The sequence below is a fragment of the Micromonospora sp. DT233 genome (assembly GCF_049841815.1).
GTDB lineage: Bacteria > Actinomycetota > Actinomycetes > Mycobacteriales > Micromonosporaceae > Micromonospora.
This window is the reverse complement of the sequence record NZ_JBNCLB010000001.1, coordinates 407,231-431,248: the sequence shown is the minus strand read 5'-3', so window position 1 is coordinate 431,248 and position 24,018 is coordinate 407,231. Positions and strand designations below refer to the sequence as shown.

At 70.1% G+C, this 24,018-nt stretch carries 29 protein-coding genes and 4 tRNA genes; 25 read left to right on the top strand and 8 right to left on the bottom strand.

The features are described from left to right. Nucleotides 1-15: 15 nt before the first annotated feature. From ACLQ2V_RS02095 to ACLQ2V_RS02080, 4 genes are all read left to right on the top strand, one after another. The gene (locus tag ACLQ2V_RS02095; protein ID WP_425716598.1) at nt 16-1,533 is read left to right on the top strand and encodes a complex I subunit 4 family protein; all 1,518 of its coding nucleotides are present in this window, start codon (nt 16-18) and stop codon (nt 1,531-1,533) included. Further along, a complete protein-coding gene (locus tag ACLQ2V_RS02090) occupies nt 1,530-3,065 on the top strand; it encodes an NADH-quinone oxidoreductase subunit N (RefSeq protein WP_425716597.1) in 1,536 nt (511 codons plus the stop codon). The genes ACLQ2V_RS02095 and ACLQ2V_RS02090 overlap by 4 nt, the downstream gene beginning before the upstream one ends. Nucleotides 3,066-3,221: 156 nt before the next feature. Further along, entirely contained in the window at nt 3,222-4,097 is an 876-nt protein-coding gene (gene htpX / locus ACLQ2V_RS02085) for a zinc metalloprotease HtpX (protein WP_425716596.1), read from the top strand. Nucleotides 4,098-4,275: 178 nt separating this feature from the next. Further along, nucleotides 4,276-5,535: an MFS transporter gene (locus tag ACLQ2V_RS02080; RefSeq protein ID WP_425716595.1), complete on the top strand. Its 1,260-nt coding sequence runs from the start codon at nt 4,276-4,278 to the stop codon at nt 5,533-5,535. A gap of 170 nt (nt 5,536-5,705) precedes the next feature. Here ACLQ2V_RS02080 and ACLQ2V_RS02075 read toward each other — a convergent pair whose 3' ends face one another. Beyond that, nucleotides 5,706-7,034, bottom strand: coding sequence for an MFS transporter (locus tag ACLQ2V_RS02075; protein WP_425716594.1), 1,329 nt, complete (start codon nt 7,032-7,034; stop codon nt 5,706-5,708). A 254-nt stretch (nt 7,035-7,288) separates the two neighbouring features. Continuing rightward, on the bottom strand, nt 7,289-7,783 hold the full coding sequence (locus ACLQ2V_RS02070) for a YajQ family cyclic di-GMP-binding protein (RefSeq protein WP_425716593.1): 495 nt from the start codon (nt 7,781-7,783) through the stop codon (nt 7,289-7,291). A 147-nt stretch (nt 7,784-7,930) separates the two neighbouring features. Here ACLQ2V_RS02070 and ACLQ2V_RS02065 point away from each other — a divergent pair. Then, nucleotides 7,931-8,014, top strand: a tRNA-Tyr gene (locus tag ACLQ2V_RS02065). A 386-nt stretch (nt 8,015-8,400) separates the two neighbouring features. Beyond that, nucleotides 8,401-9,534, top strand: a complete 1,134-nt coding sequence (locus ACLQ2V_RS02060) for a Fic family protein (RefSeq protein WP_425716592.1) — start codon at nt 8,401-8,403, stop codon at nt 9,532-9,534. A gap of 248 nt (nt 9,535-9,782) precedes the next feature. Here ACLQ2V_RS02060 and ACLQ2V_RS02055 read toward each other — a convergent pair whose 3' ends face one another. Next, on the bottom strand, nt 9,783-10,346 hold the full coding sequence (locus tag ACLQ2V_RS02055) for an NADPH-dependent FMN reductase (RefSeq protein ID WP_425716591.1): 564 nt from the start codon (nt 10,344-10,346) through the stop codon (nt 9,783-9,785). A gap of 87 nt (nt 10,347-10,433) precedes the next feature. After that, nucleotides 10,434-10,922, bottom strand: coding sequence for an SRPBCC domain-containing protein (locus ACLQ2V_RS02050; protein ID WP_425716590.1), 489 nt, complete (start codon nt 10,920-10,922; stop codon nt 10,434-10,436). 139 nt (nt 10,923-11,061) lie between these two features. Between ACLQ2V_RS02050 and ACLQ2V_RS02045 the strand changes: the two genes are divergently transcribed. Beyond that, nucleotides 11,062-11,487 carry a winged helix-turn-helix transcriptional regulator gene (locus ACLQ2V_RS02045; RefSeq protein WP_425716589.1) on the top strand — a complete coding sequence of 142 codons (426 nt, stop codon included), beginning with the start codon at nt 11,062-11,064 and terminating at the stop codon, nt 11,485-11,487. Between the two features lie 52 nt (nt 11,488-11,539). On the opposite strand, the gene ACLQ2V_RS02040 is transcribed toward ACLQ2V_RS02045, so the two are convergent. Both ACLQ2V_RS02040 and ACLQ2V_RS02035 read right to left on the bottom strand, forming a co-directional pair. Then, nucleotides 11,540-11,914 carry a winged helix-turn-helix domain-containing protein gene (locus tag ACLQ2V_RS02040; protein WP_425716588.1) on the bottom strand — a complete coding sequence of 125 codons (375 nt, stop codon included), beginning with the start codon at nt 11,912-11,914 and terminating at the stop codon, nt 11,540-11,542. Nucleotides 11,915-11,934: 20 nt separating this feature from the next. Next, complete coding sequence (locus tag ACLQ2V_RS02035; protein WP_425716587.1) at nt 11,935-12,165, bottom strand: GntR family transcriptional regulator; 231 nt, start codon at nt 12,163-12,165, stop codon at nt 11,935-11,937. A 599-nt stretch (nt 12,166-12,764) separates the two neighbouring features. On the opposite strand from ACLQ2V_RS02035, the gene ACLQ2V_RS02030 reads away from it, so the two are divergent. From ACLQ2V_RS02030 to ACLQ2V_RS02015, 4 genes are all read left to right on the top strand, one after another. Continuing rightward, nucleotides 12,765-12,902 (top strand): hypothetical protein, encoded by a 138-nt coding sequence (locus ACLQ2V_RS02030; RefSeq protein WP_425716586.1) that lies wholly within the window; start codon nt 12,765-12,767, stop codon nt 12,900-12,902. A gap of 76 nt (nt 12,903-12,978) precedes the next feature. Further along, a complete protein-coding gene (locus ACLQ2V_RS02025) occupies nt 12,979-13,224 on the top strand; it encodes a precorrin-4 C11-methyltransferase (RefSeq protein ID WP_425716585.1) in 246 nt (81 codons plus the stop codon). A gap of 64 nt (nt 13,225-13,288) precedes the next feature. Then, entirely contained in the window at nt 13,289-13,507 is a 219-nt protein-coding gene (locus ACLQ2V_RS02020) for a hypothetical protein (RefSeq protein WP_425716584.1), read from the top strand. Then, on the top strand, nt 13,504-13,779 hold the full coding sequence (locus ACLQ2V_RS02015; RefSeq protein ID WP_425716583.1) for a hypothetical protein: 276 nt from the start codon (nt 13,504-13,506) through the stop codon (nt 13,777-13,779). Before ACLQ2V_RS02020 ends, ACLQ2V_RS02015 begins: the two co-directional genes overlap by 4 nt. 19 nt (nt 13,780-13,798) lie before the next feature. Here the strand turns inward: ACLQ2V_RS02015 and ACLQ2V_RS02010 are convergent, their stop codons facing one another. Both ACLQ2V_RS02010 and ACLQ2V_RS02005 read right to left on the bottom strand, forming a co-directional pair. Then, nucleotides 13,799-14,308 (bottom strand): hypothetical protein, encoded by a 510-nt coding sequence (locus ACLQ2V_RS02010; protein WP_425716582.1) that lies wholly within the window; start codon nt 14,306-14,308, stop codon nt 13,799-13,801. An 11-nt stretch (nt 14,309-14,319) separates the two neighbouring features. After that, on the bottom strand, nt 14,320-14,532 hold the full coding sequence (locus ACLQ2V_RS02005; protein ID WP_425716581.1) for a hypothetical protein: 213 nt from the start codon (nt 14,530-14,532) through the stop codon (nt 14,320-14,322). A gap of 44 nt (nt 14,533-14,576) precedes the next feature. Here ACLQ2V_RS02005 and ACLQ2V_RS02000 point away from each other — a divergent pair, with 44 nt between their 5' ends. The 14 genes from ACLQ2V_RS02000 to rplK all read left to right on the top strand — a co-directional run bounded on the left by ACLQ2V_RS02000 (nt 14,577) and on the right by rplK (nt 23,937). After that, on the top strand, nt 14,577-15,068 hold the full coding sequence (locus ACLQ2V_RS02000; protein WP_425716580.1) for a GNAT family N-acetyltransferase: 492 nt from the start codon (nt 14,577-14,579) through the stop codon (nt 15,066-15,068). A 145-nt stretch (nt 15,069-15,213) separates the two neighbouring features. Continuing rightward, nucleotides 15,214-16,047 carry a phytanoyl-CoA dioxygenase family protein gene (locus tag ACLQ2V_RS01995; protein ID WP_425716579.1) on the top strand — a complete coding sequence of 278 codons (834 nt, stop codon included), beginning with the start codon at nt 15,214-15,216 and terminating at the stop codon, nt 16,045-16,047. A 99-nt stretch (nt 16,048-16,146) separates the two neighbouring features. Beyond that, complete coding sequence (locus ACLQ2V_RS01990; RefSeq protein WP_425716578.1) at nt 16,147-16,989, top strand: RNA methyltransferase; 843 nt, start codon at nt 16,147-16,149, stop codon at nt 16,987-16,989. 414 nt (nt 16,990-17,403) lie between these two features. After that, the gene (locus tag ACLQ2V_RS01985; RefSeq protein WP_425716577.1) at nt 17,404-17,535 is read left to right on the top strand and encodes a hypothetical protein; all 132 of its coding nucleotides are present in this window, start codon (nt 17,404-17,406) and stop codon (nt 17,533-17,535) included. Between the two features lie 107 nt (nt 17,536-17,642). Continuing rightward, nucleotides 17,643-20,195: a putative bifunctional diguanylate cyclase/phosphodiesterase gene (locus ACLQ2V_RS01980; RefSeq protein ID WP_425716576.1), complete on the top strand. Its 2,553-nt coding sequence runs from the start codon at nt 17,643-17,645 to the stop codon at nt 20,193-20,195. A gap of 136 nt (nt 20,196-20,331) precedes the next feature. Beyond that, nucleotides 20,332-20,404: transfer RNA gene (locus ACLQ2V_RS01975), tRNA-Thr, on the top strand. Between the two features lie 25 nt (nt 20,405-20,429). After that, nucleotides 20,430-20,502 (top strand) — tRNA-Met (locus ACLQ2V_RS01970). Nucleotides 20,503-20,633: 131 nt separating this feature from the next. Beyond that, nucleotides 20,634-20,801: a 50S ribosomal protein L33 gene (gene rpmG / locus ACLQ2V_RS01965; protein WP_092378713.1), complete on the top strand. Its 168-nt coding sequence runs from the start codon at nt 20,634-20,636 to the stop codon at nt 20,799-20,801. 119 nt (nt 20,802-20,920) lie between these two features. Further along, nucleotides 20,921-21,367, top strand: coding sequence for an FAS1-like dehydratase domain-containing protein (locus ACLQ2V_RS01960; RefSeq protein ID WP_425716575.1), 447 nt, complete (start codon nt 20,921-20,923; stop codon nt 21,365-21,367). A gap of 1 nt (nt 21,368) precedes the next feature. After that, a complete protein-coding gene (locus ACLQ2V_RS01955) occupies nt 21,369-21,761 on the top strand; it encodes a MaoC family dehydratase (protein WP_425716574.1) in 393 nt (130 codons plus the stop codon). Between the two features lie 125 nt (nt 21,762-21,886). After that, a tRNA-Trp gene (locus ACLQ2V_RS01950) sits at nt 21,887-21,959 on the top strand. Between the two features lie 209 nt (nt 21,960-22,168). Beyond that, complete coding sequence (gene secE, locus ACLQ2V_RS01945) at nt 22,169-22,558, top strand: preprotein translocase subunit SecE (RefSeq protein WP_425716573.1); 390 nt, start codon at nt 22,169-22,171, stop codon at nt 22,556-22,558. A gap of 40 nt (nt 22,559-22,598) precedes the next feature. Beyond that, nucleotides 22,599-23,321, top strand: a complete 723-nt coding sequence (gene nusG / locus ACLQ2V_RS01940) for a transcription termination/antitermination protein NusG (RefSeq protein ID WP_425716572.1) — start codon at nt 22,599-22,601, stop codon at nt 23,319-23,321. A 184-nt stretch (nt 23,322-23,505) separates the two neighbouring features. Continuing rightward, on the top strand, nt 23,506-23,937 hold the full coding sequence (gene rplK / locus ACLQ2V_RS01935) for a 50S ribosomal protein L11 (protein WP_425716571.1): 432 nt from the start codon (nt 23,506-23,508) through the stop codon (nt 23,935-23,937). Nucleotides 23,938-24,018 lie beyond the last annotated feature (81 nt).

The window sequence follows — 24,018 nt, the reverse complement described above, 5'->3', positions numbered from 1 at the left end:
GGTCGGAGGGACCGCATGATGCTCGGAGAGGTGCTGCTCGTCGCGGCGCTGGTCGTGCCGGCGCTCGGGGCGGCCGGTGTCGCCGTCGTCCCCCGCGATCGGGCGGCCCGCCTGCTCGGCACGGCGGCGGCGGGGCTGACGCTGGTGGTCACGGTGGCGCTGGTCATCGGCGACCGGCTCTGGACCGGCTACGGGCCGCCGCCGGCCGTGCGCCCCTGGCACCAGCTCGACGTGGCCTGGGTGCCGGGCCTCGACCTGCGTTTCCACCTGGGCGTCGACGGCATCTCGTACCCCCTGGTGGTGCTGACCGCGCTGCTGACGCTGCTCTGCTGCGCGTACACGGTGTGGCGGGTGCCCGCCGGGGGCGGCAGCGGCCGGGCCCTGGTGGCGCTGCTGCTGGTGGTCGAGGTCGGCATCCTCGGCACCTTCCTCGCCCTCGACCTGGTCCTGTTCTTCTGCTTCTTCGAGGTCGTCCTCCTGCCGATGTACGCGATCATCGCCGGCTGGGGCGGCGCGGACCGGCGGCGGGCGGCCCGCAAGTTCGCCCTCTACACCCTGCTCGGCTCGGTGCTGCTGCTCGTCGGCGTGTACGTCGTGGTGGCCGCCGCCGGCACCGCCGACCTGGTCGCGCTGACCGGCGGGGCGGGGCTGTCCCGGGGCACCCAGCTCGCCGCGTTCACCCTGCTCGGGCTGGCGTTCGCGGTGAAGAGCCCGCTCTGGCCGCTGCACTCCTGGCTGCCCGACGCGCACACCCAGGCCCCCACCGTCGGCAGCGTGGTGCTCGCCGGGGTGCTGCTGAAGATGGGCACGTACGGGCTGATCCGGGTCGCCGTCGGGGTGGCCCCCGAGGGGGCCCGCTGGGCCGCCCCGGCGCTCGGGGTGCTCGCCGTCGCGGCAATCCTGATCGGCTCGCTGGTCTGCCTGGCGCAGACGGAGCTGAAGCGGCTGATCGCGTACTCCAGCGTCGGGCACATGGGGTTCGTGCTGCTCGGGGTGGCCACGCTCACCGCCACCGGCATCCAGGCCGCGCTGATCGGCAACATCGCCCACGGGGTGATCACCGGCCTGCTCTTCTTCCTGGCCGGGGCGATCAAGGACCGGGCGGGCACCGGCGCGCTGGCCGAGCTGGGCGGGCTGCGGGAGACCGCGCCCCGGCTGGCCGGGCTGCTCGGCTTCGCCGCCGTCGCCTCGCTGGGCCTGCCCGGCCTGGCCGGGTTCTGGGGCGAGGCGTTCGCCGTGGTCGCCGCGATCGAGCGGGGCGGGGCGTTCTGGGCCACCCTCGCGGTGCTGGGCGCGATCGGCGGGGCGCTGACCGCCGCGTACCTGCTGCGGTTGCTGCGCCGGGTCAGCCACGGCCGGCCCGGCCCGGCGCTCAGCCCGGCAACCGGCGCGTCGACCCCGGGGCTGGCCGCCGCCGAGCTGACCGCCTGGGCGCCGCTGGTGCTCCTCGCCCTCGCCGTCGGCCTCGCCCCCACCCTCGTCCTCGGCGCCGCAGCCGACCCGGTGACCGCCCTGCTGGAGGCCGTCCGATGAGCGCCGTGCAGCTTGTCGACCACGTGGCGCTGCTCCCGGCGTACCTGGCGGCCGGCACCGCGATCCTGGTGCTGCTGGTCGACCTGCTGGTGGCGCGGCCCGCCGCGACGCTGACCGTGGCCGCCGCCGGGGCGGTCGCCACCGCGCTCGCCGCCGCCGTCGTCGGCGCGGGCGACGCCCGCCGCACCTTCTGCGTCGGCGCGGACTGCTCGTACGTCTTCGGCGGCCGGGCCGCCCTGGTCGGCGCGCTGGCCGCCCTGCTCACCCTCGGGGTGCTGGCGCTGTCGGGGCCGCTGCTGCGCGGCGGGCCGACCCCGGTGGGGGAGTACTGCTTCCTGCTGGCCTGCTCGATGACCGGCGGGGTGGTGCTCGGCGCGGCCGGCGACCTGATCACCCTGATCGTGGCGCTGGAGACGCTGACCCTGCCGCTGTACGTGCTCGTCGGGCTGCGCCGGGGCAGCCTGGCCAGCGCGGAGGCGGCGCTCACCTTCTTCGTGGTCAGCGTGGTCGCCACCACCGTCACCCTGCTCGGCGCGGCCCTGCTCTACGCGGTCACCGGCGCGGTGCACCTCGACCGGGTCGGCGCGCTGCTCGCCGAGCGCCCCGACCTGCTCGACGTGCCGCTGACCTCGGCGGCCGTGGCGCTGCTGCTGCTCGGGCTGGCGTTCAAGGTCGCCGCCGTGCCGTTCCACGCCTGGGCCCCGGCCACCTACGACGGCGCTCCGCTGCCGGTGGCCGCGTACCTGTCGACGGCCTCGAAGCTGGGCGGGGTGGTGGCCCTGCTGGCGGTGGTCCAGCGGGCCCTGCCGGCGTCGCTGACCGGCCCGGTGCTCGCCGGGCTCGCCGTGCTCACCATGACCGTGGGGAACCTGGTGGCGCTGCGCCAACGCCGCACGGTCCGGCTGCTCGCCTGGTCCTCGGTGGCCCAGGCCGGCTACATCCTCGCCCCGCTGGGCGCGCTGGCGCTCACCGCCGGGCGCACCGACGACGCCCGCGCCGCCGCGTACGCCGCCGCCGTGGCGTACGCCGTCTTCTTCGTGGTGTTGGAGCTGGCCGCGTTCGCGGCGGTGGTGGCGCTGCGGCCGGCCGACGCCGACGGCGGCACCCTGGACGACCTGCGCGGCGCGGCCCGGCGGCGGCCCTGGGTGGCGGCGGCGTTCGCGCTGGCCCTGATCGGGCTGGCCGGCCTGCCGCCGGGGCTGGCCGGCCTCTTCGCGAAGGTGACCGTGGTCCGGTCCCTGCTCGACGGGGGCGCGGGCTGGCTGGCCCTGGTCGTGGCGGTCAACGCGGTGCTCGGCCTGGCCTACTACCTGCGGGTCGCGGCCCTGCTCTACGCCCCGCCCGCGCAGAGCACCCCCGCCCTCGACGCGGCCCCGGCCCCCGGGTCCGCCGCGACCCAGGCCGCGCGGCCGGCCGCGACCCAGGCCGCGCGCCCGGCCGGGGTGGTCGTCGCCGTCCTCGCCGTCGCCACGGTCGTCGCGGTGGTCGTCGGCTTCGCCCCGCAACTCGTGCTGGACCTCGCCGCCCGCTGACTCTGCGTGTGTAGGGCAGGTTTCCCCTGACCTGGCGTTCAGCGGTTACCCAGCCGCGTCCAGGTAACTCACAGTCATTAGTTGGATGGTTGGCGGGTACCGGGTTGTTGAACCGGTCAGCGGAACCCGTGTGATCCGCGCACCGAAGGAGCGATCGTGCATCACAACCGTCTCAAGACCGCAGCGCTGCTGGGCCTGCTGACCTCGCTGATCCTCGCGGTCGGCTACTGGTTCGGCGGGAGCGGCGGTCTGGTCATCGCCGTCGTCGTCTCGCTGCTGATGAACGGCGTGAGCTACTTCTACTCCGACAAGCTCGCCCTGCGCTCGATGCGGGCGCAACCGGTCAGCGAGGCACAGTTCCCCGAGCTGTACCGGATGGTGCGTGAGCTGGCCACCGAGGCGCGGCAGCCGATGCCCCGCCTCTACCTCAGCCCCACCTCGCAGCCCAACGCGTTCGCGACGGGTCGTAACCCGGCCAACGCGGCGGTCTGCGTCACCCAGGGCATCACCGAGATCCTCGACTACCGCGAGCTGCGCGGGGTGATCGGGCACGAGCTGTCGCACGTCTACAACCGGGACATCCTCATCTCCAGCGTGGCGGCCGGCCTGGCCGGCATCATCACCATGCTGGCCAACATCGCCTGGTTCATCCCGATGGGCTCCGACGACGAGGACCGCCCGAACCCGGCCGTGCTGCTGCTCACCCTGATCCTCGGCCCGATCGCGGCCAGCATCATCCAGCTCGCGATCAGCCGCAGCCGGGAGTTCCAGGCCGACGCCTCCGGCGCCAAGCTCACCGGGGACCCGCTGGCCCTGGCCAGCGCCCTGAAGAAGATCCACATGGGCACCCAGACGCGACCGCTGCCCGCCCAGGGGCAGCTCACCAGCACCGCCCACCTGATGATCGACAACCCGTTCAAGCGGGGCGGCGGCATCGCCGCGCTCTTCTCCACCCACCCGAAGATGGAGGAGCGGGTCGCCCGGCTGGAGCAGCTGGCCGCCAACTCCGGCCCGGTGCAGTTCCAGCGCTGACCCGATCTCCACGGTTCCGACACCACACGACACCGCCCGCGCCCGGTCCACCGGGGCGCGGGCGGTGTGCCATGTGCCCCGTACGCAGGGGAGACGCCCGCCATATCCGCTGCACTCCCGGCGGGGCCGGCGTTAGGGTCGCAGGGTTGTCCACTCATTACATCCCTGGAGGTCCCCCGTGACCGCACTGCGCCAGTACCTGGGCGTCTGGCGGATCCCCGGAGCCCCGATGCTGCTCGTCTTCGGCATCCTCGGCCGACTCGGGTTCGGCATGACGCCACTGGCGTTGCTGCTCGTCGTGGAAGAGCTGACCGGCCGGTACGCCCTCGCCGCCGTCGCCGGCGGCATCTACGCCCTCGCCGGCGCGGCGCTCAGCCCGATCGCCGGCCGGGTCGCCGACCGGGTCGGCCCCACCCCGGTGCTGCTGACCACCGCCGTCGCGCACCCGCTGGCGCTGGCCGGCCTGCTGCTGGCCAGCCGCGCCGACACCGCCGACCTGACCGTGATCTACATCGCCGCCGGCATCGCCGGTGCCACGTACCCGCCGCTGACCGCCTCGATCCGGGGCGCCTGGAACGAACTCACCAGCCCCGCCTCCGGCCGGTACCACCTGCGTAACACCGCCCTGGCCGCGGAGACCACGCTCTTCGAACTCGTCTTCGTGCTCGGCCCCCTGCTGGTCGCCGCGTTCGTCCTGCTGGCCGACGCGACCGCCGCCCTGGCCGGCGCGGCCGTGGTCACCCTCGTCGGCACCGCCACCGTGGCGCTCGGCCGGGTCATGCGCGGCTGGCGACCCCACGCGCAGGAGCACCACGCCAAGGGGCTCGGCCCGCTGCGCCTCGGCGGCTTCCCGGCCCTGCTGGTCTGCGTCTTCAGCCTCGGCATCGCCTTCGGCGCCGCCGGGGTCATCGTGCCGGCCTTCGCCGACAACCAGTCCACCGGCGACCCGGACAGCCTGGCCGGCGTGCTGCTCGCGGTCTGGGGGATCGGCAGCGCGGCCGGCGGGATCTGGTTCGGCGTACGCAAGCCGGCCGCGAACATGACCCGCCAGTTCGCCGGTCTGCTGGCCGCCCTCGCGGGGACCTTCGCCGTCTTCGCGGTGATGCCCGGCCCGGTGGCGCTGGGCGTCGCCCTGATCGTCGGCGGGGCCACCATCGCGCCCGCGCTGACCCTGGAGAACACCCTGGTCGGCCGGATCACCCCCGTCGGCATGATGAACGAGGCGTACACCTGGGTCTCGACCATGTCGGTGGCCGCCACCGCCGTGGGCGGGTCGGTCGCCGGGCTGATCGTCGACGGGGCCGGCGGCGTACCCCTGGCGTTCCTCTTCGCCGGCGGCGCGGTCGCCGTCGGGGCCGCGGTCGCCGCGCTCCCCGCCGGGCCCATCGCCCGCGCGGAAACCGCGGCGGTACGAGTGGAGCAGACCCTCGCCGCCTGAGGTGGTTCGCCCGCGCCGCGCGGCCTGGGCGGATTGACGGGCCCGACGGCGGGTACGTGAGCCGTCATGTTCGTCTTCTTCTCGAACCGGGTGGGCTGCCTCGGATCCCTGGCCATCAGCGCGATCGTGACCGTGGTGCTGGTGTTGATCTTCTCGCGGTAGGTTCCGCTTCAACGTCTGACGGCTCCCGAGTCGGTGGGAACGTCAGGATCGGGCAGCCGCTCTTTCGCACGGCTCGCTGAGGGCGCGTCGTCGGTCGCGGGCGGTTTGCGAGACAGGAGAGTCAGCCCGGCGGCGACCACGCCGAGGGTGATGGTCGCTGCGGCGCACAGCAGGAGTGTCGGGCGGGCACCGATGCCGGTCGTCAGAGGGCCGCCCAGCATGGTGCCCAGTGGCACCGCCAGCACGGTGACAGCGCTGTTGGCGGCTAGGGCTTGGGGGAGGTTCGCGGTGGTGGTGCGTTGGAACAGTGCCATTGATGTGGACGTGTACGGAGCCCAGATGAGGCCGGCGAGGGCGAACGCCGGCAGCGACAGGCCGATGGGCGTGTCCAGGCCGAGGGGCAGCATGACGACGCCGAATCCGACGACGATGCCGATGGTGATGGGCCAGAGCGGCCTGCGGTGTAGGTAGCCGGTGGCGAGGCCGCCGAGGAGGGAGCCGGCACCGAACGCCGTGTAGTACAGCCCGAGGGTTGTTGCGGAGGCATGTAGGTCTTCGGTGACGATGATGGGCATGGCCACGTAGAACGGGCCGAAGAGTAAGAAGAAGCCAAAGGTCAGCGCAAGTAGGCCGAGCAGAGATCGGTTGTGGCGAATGATCCGGAAGCCGCTCGTGCGTGATGCAGCAATCTCGGTCGGGTCTGTTTTCTTCACGGCGGGGACGGCGAGACGGTAGGTGAGCGCCAGGGCGGCGAAGGTCGCTGCGTCGATCGCGATAACCCACACAGGGCCGGCCCAACTGGTGAGGATGCCCGCCAGCGGGGGACCGATGATGGTGGCAGCTCCGCCGATGATGCCGAGCACCGCGTTGGCCGGCAGGTGGTGTCGTTGGGGCAGAAGCTCTGCGATCAAGGTAAAGCGCCCGGCAGACCCCCAGGAGCGCAGCAGCGAGGAGGCGGCGAGTAGGGCCACGTAGAGGCCGATGCTGAGGGCCCCGATGAGGTGGGCGGCGGGGATCGCCGCGAGTGCGGTGGCCCGCAGGGTGGCGTCCCAGGTGGCGAGCTGGGCGCCGCTTCGACCAGCTAGATGCCGGCCGAAGATCATGGTTCCTGCGGCGCTGGGCAGGGTGTATGCCGCTACCGCGATCGCGGTCCAGGTGCCGCGCTGGCCCGGGGGTGCGAGTTGTAGTGCCAGCCAGGTCACGGCGACCAGCGACATGCCATCGCCAAGAGCGGACACCGCCAGTCCGGGCAAGACCCGTCGCAGCAGGGGGTGGCTGACCACTGGCCAGTACGGCGAGGAACGCGGGAAACGGGATGTCATCGTGTCGGGCGGCATGGTGCCACCCGACACGATTCAGCTCGGTTGTAACAACGAAATCGGCCGACGGCAGAAGGTGAAGGCTCACCCCGGCCGGCGGGGCACGCCTTGTGCCTCTTCTCTGGGGCAGGTTCTCTGGGGCAGGCGATGGGCCAGGCCGTCGCCAGGCCGTCGGACGTCAGACAAGCATGACGAACGACGACCAGCGGCGACCAGGTCTGCGCACTTCACCGATCGTGGCTAGCTCCCCGACCAGCGCCACGTCCCCCGGTTCACCGGTAGTTGGTGAACTGGAGGGCGACCCCGAAGTCCTCGCCCTTGAGCAGGGCGATGATGGCCTGGAGGTCGTCCTTCTTCTTGCCGGTGACGCGGAGCTGGTCACCCTGGATCTGGGCCTGCACGCCCTTCGGGCCCTCGTCGCGGATCTTCTTGCTGATCTGCTTGGCCTTCTCCGACTCGATGCCCTGGATCACCTTGGCGTCGATCTTGAAGATCTTGCCGGACGGGCGAGGGTCGCCGGCGTCCAGCGACTTCAGCGAGATGTTCCGCTTGATCAGCTTCTCCTTGAAGACGTCCAGGGCGGCCCGGACCCGCTCCTCCGTCTCCGCCTGGAGGCTGATCGCCTCCTCGCCCGACCAGGAGATCTCCGCCCCGGTGCCCCGGAAGTCGAACCGCGTGTCGAGCTCCTTCGTCGTCTGGCGGAGGGCGTTGTCGACCTCCTGCCGGTCGACCTTGCTCACGATGTCGAACGACGGGTTCGCTGCCATGCTCATGCTCCTGCTGTCCGGCGGTCAGTGCACGTACGTCGTCCGCTGACCAGCGGCACGACTCTCTGACCGTACCCGGTTGCGCCCTACTGGGGAGCAACCGCTATCCTTGGCTCCGCTGCCGCGCACGCGCGGTGGCGATGCCCTGGCGGGTTGCCCGAGCGGCCAATGGGAGCGGACTGTAAATCCGTCGCGAAAGCTTCAGAGGTTCGAATCCTCTACCCGCCACCAGGCGCAGAAGCGGCCCCTGACCAGCAGAGATGCTGATCGGGGGCCGTTTTCGTTGATCTAGCGGAGTCCGGCTGAGCCCAGCCGTCGACGACTGGTTGTGGGCAGCTGGTGGGCAGATCGATCTTGCCTCTGAAGGTTCCCGAGGACGTGACCGTTGACGCCCCGACCTTGAGCAGGCCGACCGGATCCTGGCTCCGCCTAGCTCAGTCTAACGCTCCGTAGTTACAAACCTGGGTTCCAATTGTAAGTTTAAGGCCAGATGCTTTAGATCCACCTTCGGCGTTGGCGCTAGACTTTAAATTACAAGGCTGAAATTAAAGTTTTCAGAGAATGGCTTGCAATCCGTGGATCTTCAAGCGTTCGCTTCGTCCCCTGTTGGGGTCCTTGTGCCCATCAGCGGCCATGACGCTCGGTATGACGAGCCCTACGAGCACAAGGCGTTCCTGCCGAACCCCTTGCCAGGCCGGGTCGACCTTGCGCAGGAGACGTTCCGGAATCTGACTGCGGCCACGGCTGCGGTCGCGCGGCTTGACCAGGCGGCGATCCGGCTTCCCAACCCCATGCTCTTGGCAAGACCGGCGATCCGGCGGGAGGCTGTCAGCACCTCAGCTCTTGAGGGTACGTACGCTGCCTTGGATGACGTGCTGGAGGCTGACTTCCTAGAGGCGGGTGAGGTCTCTGCGTCAGTCGCCGAGGTCGTCAACTACGTGCGTGCTGCTGAGATGGCGTATGAGTGGATCAGAGAACGACCGATCACCATTGGCATGCTCCGGCAGCTCCACAAGGTTCTCGTGAAGGGGACCCGTGCTGACACGGCTGACGCGGGAGATGTGAGGAGTATCCAGGTCTTCATCGGGCTCAGCGCAGGCCGAGTCACGGAAGCTCGCTTCGTGCCTCCACCACCAGGGGACCAGTTGAGGGCGGGTTTTGAGGCGTGGGAGAACTGGATCAACGCCAAGGATGACCTTCCGCTGATCGCAAAGATGGCGTTGGGTCACTACCAGTTTGAGACGCTGCACCCGTTCAACGACGGGAACGGGCGTCTTGGGCGCTTGGTCTGCGTGCTTCAGCTGGCGGTGGAAGGTGAGTTGCGGGTGCCTGTTCTGGATCTCTCGCCCTGGCTTGAGGTGCGAAGGCGGGAGTACCAGGATCACCTCCTTCAGATCAGCATGACGGGCAGGTTCGATCAATGGATAAAGTTCTTCTCGGAGGCTGTACGAGCGCAGGCTGTCCTGGCAGTGGAGCGCATCGACGCGCTACTTGACTGGAAGGAGCATGCGCTTGACCGACTTCGAGAGGCGAAGGTGCGGGGGGTGGCTGTCCGGATCGTGGACGATCTCATCGGTTACCCGATGATCACGCCCACGACTGCCTCCCAGATGTACGGCGTCTCTTATCCGGCGGTAAACACTGCCATCCGTCGGCTGGAGGGCCTAGGCATCCTCCAAGAGCGGACAGGGCGGCGCTACGCTCGCGTCTTCGCTGCAAAAGACGTGCTTCGGATCATTGATGCGCGATAGCCCGGCGGCTTTCAGTGGGCCTGGACAGATGGTGGGCGGCTGGAGCTGATCGGATCCAACCCGGTCGACCAGGTCCAGTGGACCGCTCCCGAGGTGGCGCAGTCCATCGACCGACGGGTGGTGTGGACGGCGTCGTTTACCTCTCGCCCAATTAAGCACCTGGATCCGTTTGCGGACGCTGTCGCGACGGGTCAGGCCATCGCCTGGGCGGTGGCCTGACCTGTCATCGTGAGCGGTCTGAGTGGTGGTCAGGGTCGGCGCAGTGGTGCGAGCGCGTCGGCCCAGGCGGTCACCTCGGTGAAGAGTTGGCGGAGCGTGGTGTTGTGGCGGTCGCCGGGGGTGAACGTGGTGAACGCCGCGAAGTCGGTGGCGAGTGACAGGCTGACCTGGGTGCGTACGCCGGCCAGTTGGAGACCTGCCGTGATGAGGCGCAGGTGTTCCACCGCGCGGGCGCCGCCGACGTTGCTGCCGTAGGAGACGAAGCCTGCCGCCTTGTTGTTCCACTCGGCGTAGAGGTAGTCGATGGCGTTCTTCAACGCCGCAGGGATCGATCGGTTGTACTCCGGGGTGACGAAGACGTATCCGTCGAACTCGGCGATCTTGTTGCTCCACTTCCTGGTGTGGGCATGGGCGTAGGAGCCGAGTAGTGGTGACTGCGGCTCGTCGAAGACCGGCAGACCATAGTCCTGGATGTCCACCACCTCGACGTCGATGCCGTCGTGCTGGCCGCCCTGCTCGGCTACCCACTCGGCCACCTGGTGACCGACCCGGCCGGGGCGGGTACTGCCGAGGATGATCCCGATGTTCGTCATGCCTGGTCCGTTCCTGCTGATCCGATGGTTAGTGATGGTCGGAAATGTGGTGCTGCGCGAATCGATCTCTCGATCCGACACGCACTTTCACTTCGACTGCTGACGCCGACGTCCGGATTGCAGCGCCGCTTCGAGGCCGTTCAGCCGCAGCACGCTCGCGCCCCGCAGGTGCGCCAGGTCCACGCTGCCGTCGCCCTCGTACCTGCGAAAAGTCACCTGCTCGGTCCATTCCAGTCGGGTTCCGTCCGTTTCGGCGTCCAGCCGGACGGTGACCAGCGAGGTCCATCGCAGATCGCCGTCGACGACGGCCTCGTAGCCGTAGACGATCAGGTGGGCGCCCGTGATGTCGATGTATCGCGACCGGTACTCCAGCCGTTCGGGCGCGGTGTCCAGCCCGGTGTAAGTGCTGCGCGCCGTCTCGCCTCCGCCCACCCGGAAGTCGTGCTCGTAGGAAACTTCGCTGCCGGGAAGCCGGAACCACCGCCGCCTGATCGCGGTGTCGGCGAACGCGGTGAAGACCTCGCCGGGCAGCACGTCGAGGTGCCGCGAGATCGTGAAGGTGTCGTGCCGGACCATGCCGTCCTCCCACTGTCACGGCCACGAAGGGGTGGCCGCACGTCAGTTACGATCAGTAAGAAACGTGCGCCCGCCGGTTTTAGTCCGGCTCTTCGATACGCACTTTGAAGTCAGCTACTGACGCCTGAGGAACAAAGCCATGACGAGCTTCCGTGGTACCGAGCTCGCGCAGCGCGGGGTCGCGCCGGACTGCGTCCAGACGATCGAACTCGTCCGCGACATCCTGGCGCGGGTGGGCGACAAATGGACGCTGCTGACCATCACGGTCCTGGCGTCCGGCCCGCTGCGCTTTACCGCGCTGCACGAGCAGGTCGACGGCATCTCTCAGCGGATGCTCAGCCAGACGATGCGTGCCCTCACCCGGGACGGGTTGGTAACCAGGACCGCGTACGCGGAAGTACCTCCGAGGGTTGAATATGCCCTGACTCCGCTCGGCCGCTCACTGAGCGAGGCCGTGGACGGACTCGTGCACTGGGTCCGTGACCACCAGGGCGACATCGTCCGCAACCGCGACGAGTTCGACCAGCCAGCGGCCGCGAAGACAGCCACCCCGCACCAGGTGTAGCCGCGCCTCATCACACTCGCGACTGCCGCGTGGCAATCCTCAGAAGACGCTGCTACCGCCCGACGATCCTGATTTCGTGGGCCCCGTAGGTCTCCACGTCGCCAGTGGCTCTGGTAATCACTGCCGTGCCTACGCCGGTAAATGCGACCGTGTCGCCTGGTCCGATGGTGACGTCCTCGACCTGGTCGACGGCCCGAACGTAGGTGGCGCGGGGATGTCCAGGTCGCTGCTCGACAACCACCACACCGTCGCTCTTCAAGGCAGCGATTACGGTCCGGACGGTGGTTCGGCTGACGCCGTACCCCTGGGACAAGTCCGTCTCGCTGGGGAGCCTCGCCCCGGGCGCGTACACACCTGCCGCGATTTTGCGGCGGATGTCGTCGGCGACCTGTCGCCAGATCGCCCGCTCCGGGTCGAAGTCGATCACCTTTTGACGTTCGCCGCTGCTCAGCGGGCTTTGACGAAGGTGCCCTTTCCGGGCACCACGTAGACCAAGCCTTCCTCGACCAGCACCCGAACGGTGTGCAGGATGGTGCCCCGCGCCAGGCCGTACTCCTGCTGGAGCCGGGCCACGCTCGGGATCGGTCGGTTGGGCAGCAGCTCCCCGCGCCCGATCTGCTCGCGCAGGATCGCCGCCAACTGCTGATAAACCGGCACGGGCCCTTCGGGGTCGATCACATCTCGACGGTAGGCGGCTACAAACCGCACTGGTCAGTCTTGGTAGACCATGGACCACCATGTACCGGTTGGGGTACGGTACGGACTAGCTCGCCGTGCTGGTCGTGGAGGACCCGAGTTCGCCCCGGCACGGCGGTACCCCTCTCCCGCCGGCTCCCTTCGAACCGGCGGGGCAGGGCCACCGTAGGGAGGAAGATCGTGTCTCCTGACACACGGGCTACGGCTCACCTTCGGGCCCCGACGCCGGGCGGAACGCTGCTGATCAGCCGACCAGCTTTGGTGCAGTTCGCGAGGCAACCGGCTTTCATGCTCCCGGTCTGCCCGAAGCCCAACTACCCGGGCTCGCACTCGGCGCTGACGATGTTGGCTCAGGTCGACCTGGGCAGCGATGGGAGGTGGCCGTTGTGAGGCGAACGAGCAGGCCGGCAGAGGTCGCGAGCCACCCGGACTGGTGTGCCCCGGATCGCTGCGGCTACCTGGTGCCGCCGGTGCTGGCCCACATGGCTCGCCGTCATCGTGGCCCGTTGCTTCGCGTCGGGGACAAGCGAGCAAACGGACTCGTCCTCACGTACCTCATCAGTGCTGATCGTCTGGGTCCGATGATCGGGATTCACGCCGCGTGTCGGGGCGGGAATGCCTGGGCGGAGTTGTCGTTGCCGCAGGTCGCCGAGCTGGTCGAGCAGCTTCGCGGCTTGTTGGCGCAGGCGGCCGGCGCGCAGGGGACCGATGATGAGTGAGGACGCGCCCGCCATGGGGAGCCGAGCGGCGGCCGTCTGCCCGGTGTGGTGCCGGGGCTGCGGGCCGAGCGACCCGATGCACCGTGGGCTCCTGGCCACCATCGGGCGGGAGCGGACCGGCTGGATCAGCGTGCAACTGCTCGTCGACCGGTTCGCCCGCCGGGACCTGGCCGTCAAGCTCGACGCGACCCGCTACGGCGCAACCCAAGCCGTGCTGCTCTCGGCGGCCCAGGTGGACCGGCTCATCGAGGAGCTGACGTACGCGCGACAGGCGATGCGGGCACCCGTCAGGCCGCCTGGGCGGGCGGGGGAGACGTGCTGAAACGCTGCCAACCCCCACACCGAATCCTCATCAGCGGAGGCAACTGGCCGGGCGAGGAGGACCGGTGACCGCCCACGGCCCCGTCGCACCCCTCTGGCTCTGCGCCGCCTGCTCCGCCCCCTGGTCCTGCCCCACCCGCCGCCAACAACTCCTCCACGAGTACGCCACCACCCCGGCAGCCCTGGCCCTCTACCTCAGCTCGTACTACGTCGCCGCCAGCCAGGACATCAGCTGGGCCCCCGCCGGCACCCTCCACCGCCGCTTTCTCGGCTGGCTCCCATGATCAACCTTCAGGCCGGCATGGTCCTCCACGTCACCAAGGCCGCCAGCCCACAATTCGTCAAGCCGATCTTCTTCCGCCTCATCCGCGTCCGCAAAGACCTGATCACCTACCAACGCTGGGCCTGGCTGGAGGGCTACCAGCTCGACGAATACGGCGACGCGGTCACCCAACGCGCCATCTACGTACAACCAGCGGGGTTGATCGTCCAGACGCAGCCCTTCCCGGCGCCCCACCCACAACCGCGCAGACCCCGGCGCGCGAATGCAGGGTGACCAGGCTCGGTAGCGCCGGTCAGGAAGCAGCCTCTCCGACCGGTCGGGGGTCGCTTTCGGCCAGCCGTCGGGCTTCCGCAATCACCTCGGCGTCCAAGACCGTCACCTCGGCGTCGGTGAACTGGGCGAGCTCGTAGGAGCCATCGAGGCGCACCAACTCGTGAGCGATCGGGCTCCCCTTGGCGGTGACGTACCGGTATGCCCAACTCGTCAGGTCCGGCGGGGTGATCGTTCCGGCCAGGAGCCGTCGCGCCATGACGCGGACCGCGGCCTCTTCGCCCTCCCCGCTTCCCTCCTGGTAGTAGGCCAGCGAAAGCTCCACCAGCGCGTCGCGGAGCCAGCGTCGCAGATCGTCGCTCTCGCCACCGGAGGCAGGCGAAATGCCGGCCAGGATGCGGAGACTCGGGCTGTCCACGCCTGCGACGAGGCAGTCACACGCGGCGCTGATTACGTCAGTCGCGGGGACGGAACCGACGCTCCAGAGGGCGGCGGCCTCCTGGAGGGCGGCAAGAGCCTCTTCACCGGTCATCATCCTGAGAGTCACTGCTGCTCAGACCCGAACGTCGGCAGGAACTCGTGCACGACCTCGATCAGCCCGACGAGGTGGGCGTTGAACTCGTCCAGCTCCGTCGGCCCGGTCGGGCGCCACAGCACCGTCGTTCCGTCCCCGCTGCCCATGTCGACCTCGCCGCTCGGGTTGCTGATGCGCCCGGACAGTACCGACGGGGAAGCGACCGGCACCACCGCATTCATCGACGCCCCCGTGGACGAGGGCCATGCCCGTGCAGAATGAGGCGATGACGAGCGACGCAGATACCCCACTGCTGGTGACGGATCGGCTCGTGCTGCGGGTGGTCCGCCCGTCCGACCTGCCCGTCATCGAGCGGATGTGGCGTGACCCGGTGCTGCGGCGGTACCTCGGCGGCCCGGTCTCCGACGACGAGGTGGCCCAGCGGCGGGAGGCCGACCAGTCGGGCGGGCTGATAGTCACGACGCGCTCCGGAGAGGTCGTCGGCAGGTGCCACCTGGGCCGGTACCGCACGGGCGACCTTGAGCTGTCGTACGTCTTCCTGGCTGAGCAGTGGGGGAGGGGGTACGCCCGGGAGGCGTGCGCGGCGGTCATCGGGTTGGCCTTCGACCGTTTCCCGGACGCGACCCGGCTGGTCGCCGTCACCCAGGAGGCGAACACCCGGTCGGTCCGCCTCCTGGAAGCCCTCGGCATGGCGCGGGTCGACGCGTTCGAGGAGTTCGGCGCGCGTCAGGTGATGCATGCGATCGACCGCCCCTGAGCGCTCCCCTGGGGCTGCGCCTGTGGGCGTTGCGTGCCCACGAGCCGGAACCCGGGATGGTCGACGATTCACCGGGCGGCACCCGACAGAAGCGGCGCGGAAAATGTCGGGCGGTCGAGCCCTGCGCCGCCGCACGATGGGGGGCATGGATGACACGACCCTGGTCTCCCGCTTTCTTCGCGACGGCTTCGTGAAGCTGGAGGGCGCCGTCGCGCCGCGCGTGGCGGCGGACTGCGCCCGGCTGCTGTGGCGGGAGACGGGCTGCGACCCGGACGATCCAGCGACGTGGACGCGGCCCGTGCACCGGGTGCCCGGCCTGGCGCAGGGGCCGTTCGCCGCCGCTCCCAACTCCCCGTTCCTCCATCACGCGTACGACCTGCTCGTCGGCGCGGGCCGCTGGGAGCCGCGCTACTCGCTGGGCACGTTCCCGCTGCGCTTCCCGCACGAGGAGGAGCCGGACGACGCGGGCTGGCACATCGAGGGCAGCTATCTGCCGGAGGGCGAGAGCTGGTACTTCACCAATGTGCGCTCCCGGGACCGGGCGCTGCTGATGCTGTTCCTGTTCAGCGAGGTCGGCGAGGAGGACGCCCCGACCCGGATCCGGGTCGGCTCACACCTCGACGTGCCGAAGGTGCTGGAGAAGTACGGGGAGGACGGAGCGAGCGGGCTGACCCTCGCGCCGGACCTGATGGCGGCGTCCGAGCACCGGCCGCTCGCCCTCGCCACCGGCAGTCCGGGCGACGTCTTCCTGTGCCACCCATTTCTGGTGCACGCGGCGCAGCCGCACCACGGAACGCGGCCTCGCTTCATGGCCCAACCGCCGCTGATGCCGGCCGTGCCGTACGAACTGGAGCGGGCCGACGGCGCGTACTCACCCGTGGAGATCGCGATTCGTCGGGGTCTCGGAGAGAATGCCCTCGGCCCGGACGGAGACGGCACCGACCGCCGCGCCGGGGCGACCAGCCCCGTCCGTTCCTGAGCGCCCGACCGAAGGCGTTGTCGGAAAGCGCGGGGGAGCCGGCGGCCGGTGAAGTGTGGCCGGCAGGGGATGGGCGGGTTACGTGCGACGGAGGCGGGGTTGGCAGTGGTGCTGCGAGTGAGTGGCCGCAACGCGCGGTTCCAGCAGTGGAAGGCTCTTCTCGACAATCGGAGCAAGCGGCAGCGCCGCGGGGAGTTCCTCGTGCAGGGCGTACGCCCGATCACCATGGCCGTCGAACACGGCTGGCAGATCCGAGAGCTGCTCTACGACACCGGCGCTGCGCTCTCCGGCTGGGCCCGCGAGGCCCTGGACACCGTCCGGGCCGAGAAGTTCGCCGTCTCGGGTGAACTGATGCACGAACTGGGAGGCAAGGCGGACACGGTGCCGGAGCTGCTGGCCGTGGTCGCGCTGCCGGAGGACGACCTGGGCCGCATCCCGGTCGGCCCGACCATGCTCACCGTCGTGTTCGATCGGCCCACCAGCCCCGGCAACATCGGGACCCTCGTCCGGTCGGCGGACGCCTTCGGCGCCAGCGGCGTCATCGTCACCGGCCACGCCGCCGACGTGTACGACCCGAAGGCGGTCCGGGCGAGCACCGGCTCGCTCTTCGCCCTGCCCGTGGTCCGGGTGCCCTCCCACCAGGCCGTGCTGTCGTGGGTCGCTGACGTCCGCGCCGAGGGCATCGGCATGGCCATCGTGGGAACGGACGAGCGCGGCACCCTGGACGCGGCCGAGTACGACTTCACCCGCCCCACCCTGACGTTGATCGGCAACGAGACCACCGGCCTCAGCTCCGGGTGGCGCGAGGCCTGCGACCAACTCGTCCGGATCCCCATGTCCGGGTCCGCCAGCTCCCTGAACGCGGCGACCGCCGCGACTGTCGTGCTGTACGAATCGGCCCGCCAGCGGGCCGCCGCCCGGTCGGTGGCGCACGGGTCGTAGCCGTGGCCGCCAGTTGTAGCCGCCGCGTGACGACGCCACCGTCCCCCGACGACGCGCGGTCGCGTCCTCGAACGGTGTACGGTCGGCCGACCCCTACCGCCCGGACGTTCCCTTTCGATTTCCGCTCCACTGTGCTGGACTGTCCCGAAGCGAAGCGCCCTGCGGCATTAGGGGCACTCAATGAGTTTTTGTCATTGGTGCACTACGTCCAAGTGTGCGCCAAATGAAGGCATGGCGTAGAACACGCCTCCTTCGGGGTATCAGCCCGCCAGGCAGGGCATCCTGCCGATCGGTCGGACTTGCCACCGTCCAGGCGGAGCCATGCCCCGAGGGCTTTGTTGCCCCCAGTCCGTGTGGCACCATCATGGAATCTTCACCCCCCGTGTTATCCATTTCCTGACAGGAGCCCCACACATGCCCACTCAAAAGCTGGGTCGGCTGCTCGGTATGACCCTGATGCTCTTCGTGCTCGCCGCCGGTCTTGCCTCCGTTGCCGGCCTCTCCGGTGCAGGCGACATGGCGAGCCTCGAGTTCGAGTGGAACTAGGTTCTTCGCGGTTCGTGTGACACCCGCCGCTGCCCAGCCCCCTGGGCGGCGGCGGCAACGACCGGGACCGGCGCGGATTTCACTCTCGGTGACCAAAAGGGAGCAGGATGACGAGCCGTTCCACTGCCGTGCGGCGAGGCGGGACTGACCTGGCCTGGCTGATCACCGGGCCGCTGGCCTTCCTGGCCGTCATCTGCTGCCTGCTGATCGCGCTGGCCGCCCGGGAGCCGTACGGCGAGTGGGGCCTGGGCCTGCTGCTGCTCACCGCCCTGGTCGCCGCCCACCTGCCGGTGCTGAGCTTCGTCGTCCGGCGGCAGACGCTCTCCGCCACGATCACCGAGGTCCCGCTGGTCCTGGCGCTGTACTTCCTGCCGCCGCTGACCGTGGTGCTGGTCGCGACGCTGGCCGCCCTGATCACCCAGTTGCGGCGGCGGCTCGGCCCGGCCAAGTTCATCTTCAACGTCGCCCGGTCCGCCGCGGCGACCTCGCTGGCCGGCCTGGTGCTGCTGGCGCTGCCTCCGATCCAGGGCGTGGGGCCCGGCACGTGGGGCATCCTCTTCGCGGGCGTCAGCACCATCACCCTGGTCACCCTCGCCGCCGTGGTCGGGGTGATCACGCTGATCCAGGGCTGGCAGGCCGGCCTGGAGGTGTTCCGCACGTCCACCGTCCCGCTGCTGGCGGCGGGGGTCAACGTCACCGTCGGGCTGATCATCCTGGTGGCGCTGAAGACCACCTACTGGTCGCTGCTGCTGCTCGGGGCGCTGGCGCTGACGGTGGCCGTGGTCTACCGGTCGTACGCGCACATACTGCGCCAGCACCGCACCCTCGCCGACATCTACGAGCTGACCCAGGCGATGACCCGCAGCGGCCAGGACGGCACCCTGCCGGACGCGCTGCTGGGCCGGGTCCGCGCCCTCATGCAGGCCGAGTACGCGACCCTGTGGCTGCCCGCCCAGGGCCGCCACCCGGAGGTGCTGCTGACCGCCCGGGTCGACGGCCAGGGCCTGCTCGACTTCTCCAAGATTCCGGCGGCGGTCCGGGAGCGGGCGATGCAGCAGCGGCAGACCGTAGGGCTGGGCGCCCGGCTCGGCGGCGAGCGCGACCAGTTGGCGATGCTGCGGGCCGCCCGGGCCAAGGACGCGCTCATCGTGCCGCTGCGGTCGGGGGAGGCCGTGATCGGCACCCTGGAGGTGGTCAACCGTCTCAGCGACGTCGGCCACTTCACCTCGGCGGACGTGCCGGTGATCGAGACGGTGGCCGCGCACGCGGCGGTGGCCCTGGAGAACTCCCGGCTGGTCGACCGGCTGCGGCACGACGCGTACCACGACGCGCTCAGCACCCTGCCGAACCGGCGGCGGATCACCGCCGCGCTCGACGAGGCCGTGAAGATCCGCGCCCCCGGCGAGGTGGTCGCGGTGCTGCTCTTCGACGTCGACGGGCTGCGCCAGGTCAACGAGTCGCTGGGCCACGCCGCAGGCGACCAGGTCCTCGTCGAGGTGGCGGACCGGCTGCGCGCCTGCTCGCCGTCCTCGGCGCTGGTCGGCCGGGCCGGCGGCGACGAGTTCCTGGTGACGCTGCGGCTGGAGAACGCCGAGGCGGCGCTGGAGCTGGCCGCGCGGCTGCGCGAGGAGATCCGCGCCGAGATGGTCTTCGACGCGTTCACCATCGACGTGGACACCGCAGTCGGGGTGGCCGTGCACCCCGACCACGGCAGCGACGCGGCGACGCTGCTGCAACGCGTCGACCTGGCCGCGACGGCGGCGAAGTCCATGCCCGGCAGCATCCAGTTGTTCAACCCGGCCCTGGAGTCGCGGTCGCTGCGCCGCCTCGGCCTCGCCGGTGACCTGCGCAAGGCCCTCGACGACGGCGCGCTGGAGGTCTACTTCCAGCCCAAGGTCACGCTCAAGGAGCGCCGGCTGGTCGGGGTGGAGTGCCTGGCCCGCTGGGAGCACCCCGCGCACGGCGAGGTCACCCCGGAGGACTTCGTCGCGGTCGCGGAGCACACCGGCCAGCTCGGCCGGCTCACCGAGCTGGTGTTGCGGGAGGGGCTGCGGCGCAGCCGGGACTGGACGCACGCCGAGCAGCCGCTCGCCGTCGCGGTCAACCTCTCCGCCCGTACGCTCACCGACCGGCACTTCCCCGACCAGGTCCGCGAGCTGCTGGCCGAGTACGACGTGCCCCCGCAGCAGCTCACCTTCGAGATTCGCGAGGGTGGGGTGCTCGACGGCACCGACCGCCCCATCCCGACGCTGCGGCGGCTGCGCGACCTGGGGGTGCGGCTCTCGGTGGACGACTTCGGCACCGGCTCCACGTCGCTGGCGTACCTGCGCCGGCTGCCGGTGCACGAGGTCAAGGTCGACCGGTCGTTCGTCCAGGGGATGGCGACCGACCCGGGGGACCTGGCCATCGTCAACGCGGTGGTGACCCTCTCCCAGCAGTTCGGCCTCGCGGTGGTGGCCGAGGGGGTGGAGAGCGAGCTGACCCTGGAGCTGCTCCAGGACATCGGCTGCGAGATCGGCCAGGGCTTCCTGTTCAGCCGGCCGCTGCCGTACGAGCGGCTGGAGGCGTGGTTCGGGGCGCAGGTGGAGCCCGAGGCGCTGGCGGGCCAGGACGTCCGCCGGCTGCGCATCGTCCCCGACGTGGCCGGCCAGCCGCGCTGACCGCCCCGATCCGTCACGGGCCAGCCGCGCTGAACTGCCCGGACGCGGCGGGGCGCAGGGGGCGGGGGATCCGATTTCACCTCGGGGGCGGGGTTGTGTATTCTTACCTCTGCGCGGCCACCTGGTGATCGCGCAGGCCCCCTTAGCTCAGTCGGCAGAGCGTCTCCATGGTAAGGAGAAGGTCTACGGTTCGATTCCGTAAGGGGGCTCAAAGGGTCCGACTGGACCCGCCTCAGCGGTGTAGCTCAGCTGGTAGAGCAAACGGCTCATAATCGTTGTGTCGCCGGTTCAAGTCCGGCCACCGCTACTCTCGTCCTCTGGGTCTACCTCGGTGGTCGATGGGTTGGGCGCCGTGGGCGCCCACTTTGCATGTCCGCGTTCTGGCACGTACGCTGGGACGCTGTTGTTGGTGACCGTTAGCGAGGAAGGCACTCCGCCGTGGCGAAGGCTACCGATGTCCGGCCGAAGATCACTTTGGCGTGTGTGGAGTGCAAGGAGCGCAACTACATCACGCGCAAGAACCGCCGTAACGACCCGGACCGCATCGAGCTGAAGAAGTTCTGCCCCCGGGACGGTCGGCACACCGCTCACCGCGAGACCCGCTGATCCACGCCGGCGCGAGCCGGCAGGCACCACCCGATCGCCGATCCGGAAACGGACGCGTGGCTCATCGCCGCCCGTCCGCCCCGGGTCGGCCTTCGTGCTTTCCGTGTAGGTTCTCGGGCATGTCCCTGGACCAGTCCTTCGTCGGCCGGAGCTATCCGCCGACCGCCCCCTACCAGGTGGGCCGAGAGAAGATCCGCGAGTTCGCCACGGCGATCGGCGCCACCGACCCGGCCCACCACGACCCGGAGGCCGCGCGGGCGCTCGGCCATCCCGACGTGGTCGCCCCGCCGACCTTCCCGGTGGCGCTGACGATGGCCTCCAGCCGGCAGATCATCGACGACCCGGCGATCGGCATCGACTACAGCCGGGTGGTCCACGGCGACCAGCGGTTCGCGTACACCCGCCCGGTGGTCGCCGGCGACGAGCTGGTCTGCACCAACACCATCGAGGACATCAGCAGCCGGGGTGGGCACGACTTCCTGACCACCCGCACCGACGTCACCACCGCCGCCGGCGAGCCGGTGGTCGCCGTCTGGTCCAAGCTCGTCGTACGCGGGGAGGCCTGACATGGAACTGCCCACCAAGACCTTCCGGATCACCCGGGCCGACCTGGTCCGCTACGCGGGCGCCTCGGGCGACTTCAACCCGATCCACTGGAGCGACCGGGTCGCCACGGGCGTCGGCCTGCCCGGGGTGATCGCGCACGGGATGTTCACGATGGCCCTGGTCGGCCGCGCGGTGACCGAGTGGGCCGGCGCGCCCGACGCGGTGGTCGACTACGGGGTCCGGTTCACCCGCCCGGTGCTGGTCCCCGACGACGACGCCGGCACCGAGATCGAGGTGTCGGCCAAGGTGAAGGACACCCCGGGGGAGGGCCTGACCAGGCTCGACATCACCGCGACGTGCCGGGGCGAGAAGGTCCTCTCGCAGGCCAGGGCGGTGATCCGCACGCCCCGCTGAGGGAATCCGCCACGCGCGGGGGCAGACCGGTTGGGAAAGTGGCCCCGGTACCCGTACACTGGTCCGCCGTGGGGCAAGTGACCTCGCCCGGTGCGTCATGGCCGGGTCGGGGGAGCGTGCCGCACAGGGGTGTAGCTCAATTGGCAGAGCAGCGGTCTCCAAAACCGCAGGCTGCAGGTTCAAGTCCTGTCACCCCTGCGCCTCAGGCCTGACCGTTCCCGTGGGCCGCGCCGCCAACCGGCGGCGTCCGGCCCGTGGTGGTGGCATCGGCGGGGTGGTCCCGAGGCATCGGGCCCGTCCGCTGATCCGCCGGCCGCGGCCCGTCGCGGGATGGTTGGTCCGGCCGGCGTGAACAGCGCCGCGCACGCCGCACCGGCGTGCGACCCGATTCCGCGACGGAGGGCGAAGTGGCCGAAGACAAGCGGCGCAGCGAGGACGCCGGCGACGACCGTCTCAACGACGATCTCGCCGACGACGTAGCCGCGGATGACGCCACCGACGCGGACGAGCCGGTCTCCCGCGGTGGCACGGCCACCCGGGAGCGCGCCCGGGCAGAGTCGGCAGACGAGCGCAAGACCCGCAAGGACAGCGACCGGGTGGGGTTCTTCGCCCGCATCGCGCGGTTCTTCCGCGAGGTCGTGGCCGAGCTGCGTAAGGTCATCTGGCCGACCCGCAAGGAGCTGCTGACCTACACCGCCGTGGTGGTCACCTTCGTCGCGGTGATGCTGACGATCGTGGGTGGCCTGGACTTCGCCTTCGCCAAGGGCGTGCTGTGGGTCTTCGGCAACCCCAGCTGACCGGCTGAACAAAGCGGATAAGTGACGGAAGTGAGCAAGCGTGCCTGAGTACGACGAGACCGCCGGGACCACGGACGAGCAGTCCGCGGTGGCGACGGCGGCCAACGACGAGTCGGTCGAGGCCGCCAGCGAGCCGGACTTTCCGACCAGCGAGCCCGCCCCGGAAGAGGACTACGACCCGGTCGCGGAGCTGCGCCAGAAGCTGCGCTACGCGCCGGGCGACTGGTACGTGGTGCACTCGTACGCCGGCTACGAGAACAAGGTCAAGACCAACCTCGAGACCCGGATCACGTCCCTCGACATGGAGGACTACATCTACCAGGTCGAGGTGCCGACCCGGGAAGAGGTCGAGGTCAAGAACGGCAAGCGCTCGCAGATCCAGGCCAAGGTCTTCCCGGGCTACATCCTGGTCCGGATGGAGCTGACCGCCGAGTCGTACTCCTGCGTGCGGAACACCCCCGGGGTCACCGGCTTCGTGGGGGCGACCGACCGGGCCGACCGCCCGGCGCCGCTGAGCCTCGACGAGGTGCTCAAGTGGCTGGCCCCGGCGGTCGAGACCGAGCAGAAGAAGTCCAAGCCCGAGGTCCGGGTCCTGGACTTCGAGGTCGGCGACTCCGTCACCGTCACCGACGGCGCGTTCGCCTCGCTGCCGGCGACGATCAGTGAGATCAACGCCGACCAGCAGAAGCTCAAGGTGCTGGTGTCGATCTTCGGCCGGGAGACCCCGGTCGAGCTGAACTTCAACCAGGTCACCAAGATCTGACGCTCCGCCGATGCCGGCGGCGGGCGACCGCCCACCGCCGGCATCGACGTCTCCGCCCCCTCGTCGGACCTCGGCGCAGGGGGCGGCGCGCGTTGCGCTACCCTAGAACGTCGGCTTTCGGATCGCGCTGACCGTGCGCGCCCTCGGCCGGCACCTTTCCCAGTTCCAAGCCCCAGGAAGTGACATGCCTCCGAAGAAGAAGCTCGTCAAGACTTTCACGCTTCAGCTGAAGGCGGGCCAGGCGACCCCGGCCCCGCCGGTCGGCCCCGCGCTCGGCCAGCACGGCGTGAACATCATGGAGTTCTGCAAGACCTACAACGCGCAGACCGAGTCCCAGCGGGGCGACATCGTCCCCGCCGAGATCAGCGTGTTCGAGGACCGCTCCTTCAGCTTCGTGCTGAAGACCCCGCCCGCCGCCCGGCTGCTGATCAAGGCCGCCGGCGTCGAGAAGGGTTCCGGCGTGCCGCAGAGCCAGAAGGTCGGCTCCGTGACCCGCGCCCAGCTGCGCGAGATCGCCGAGAAGAAGATGGTCGACCTCAACGCCAACGACCTCGACCAGGCTGAGAAGATCATCGCCGGTACCGCCCGGTCGATGGGCATCACCGTCGCCGAGTGACCTCGCCGCACCGCTTCCCGATCAGCTAGTGGGAGGGCGCGCGATCGTCGCCGCCCGCCATCGACCACAGGAGTAACCAGA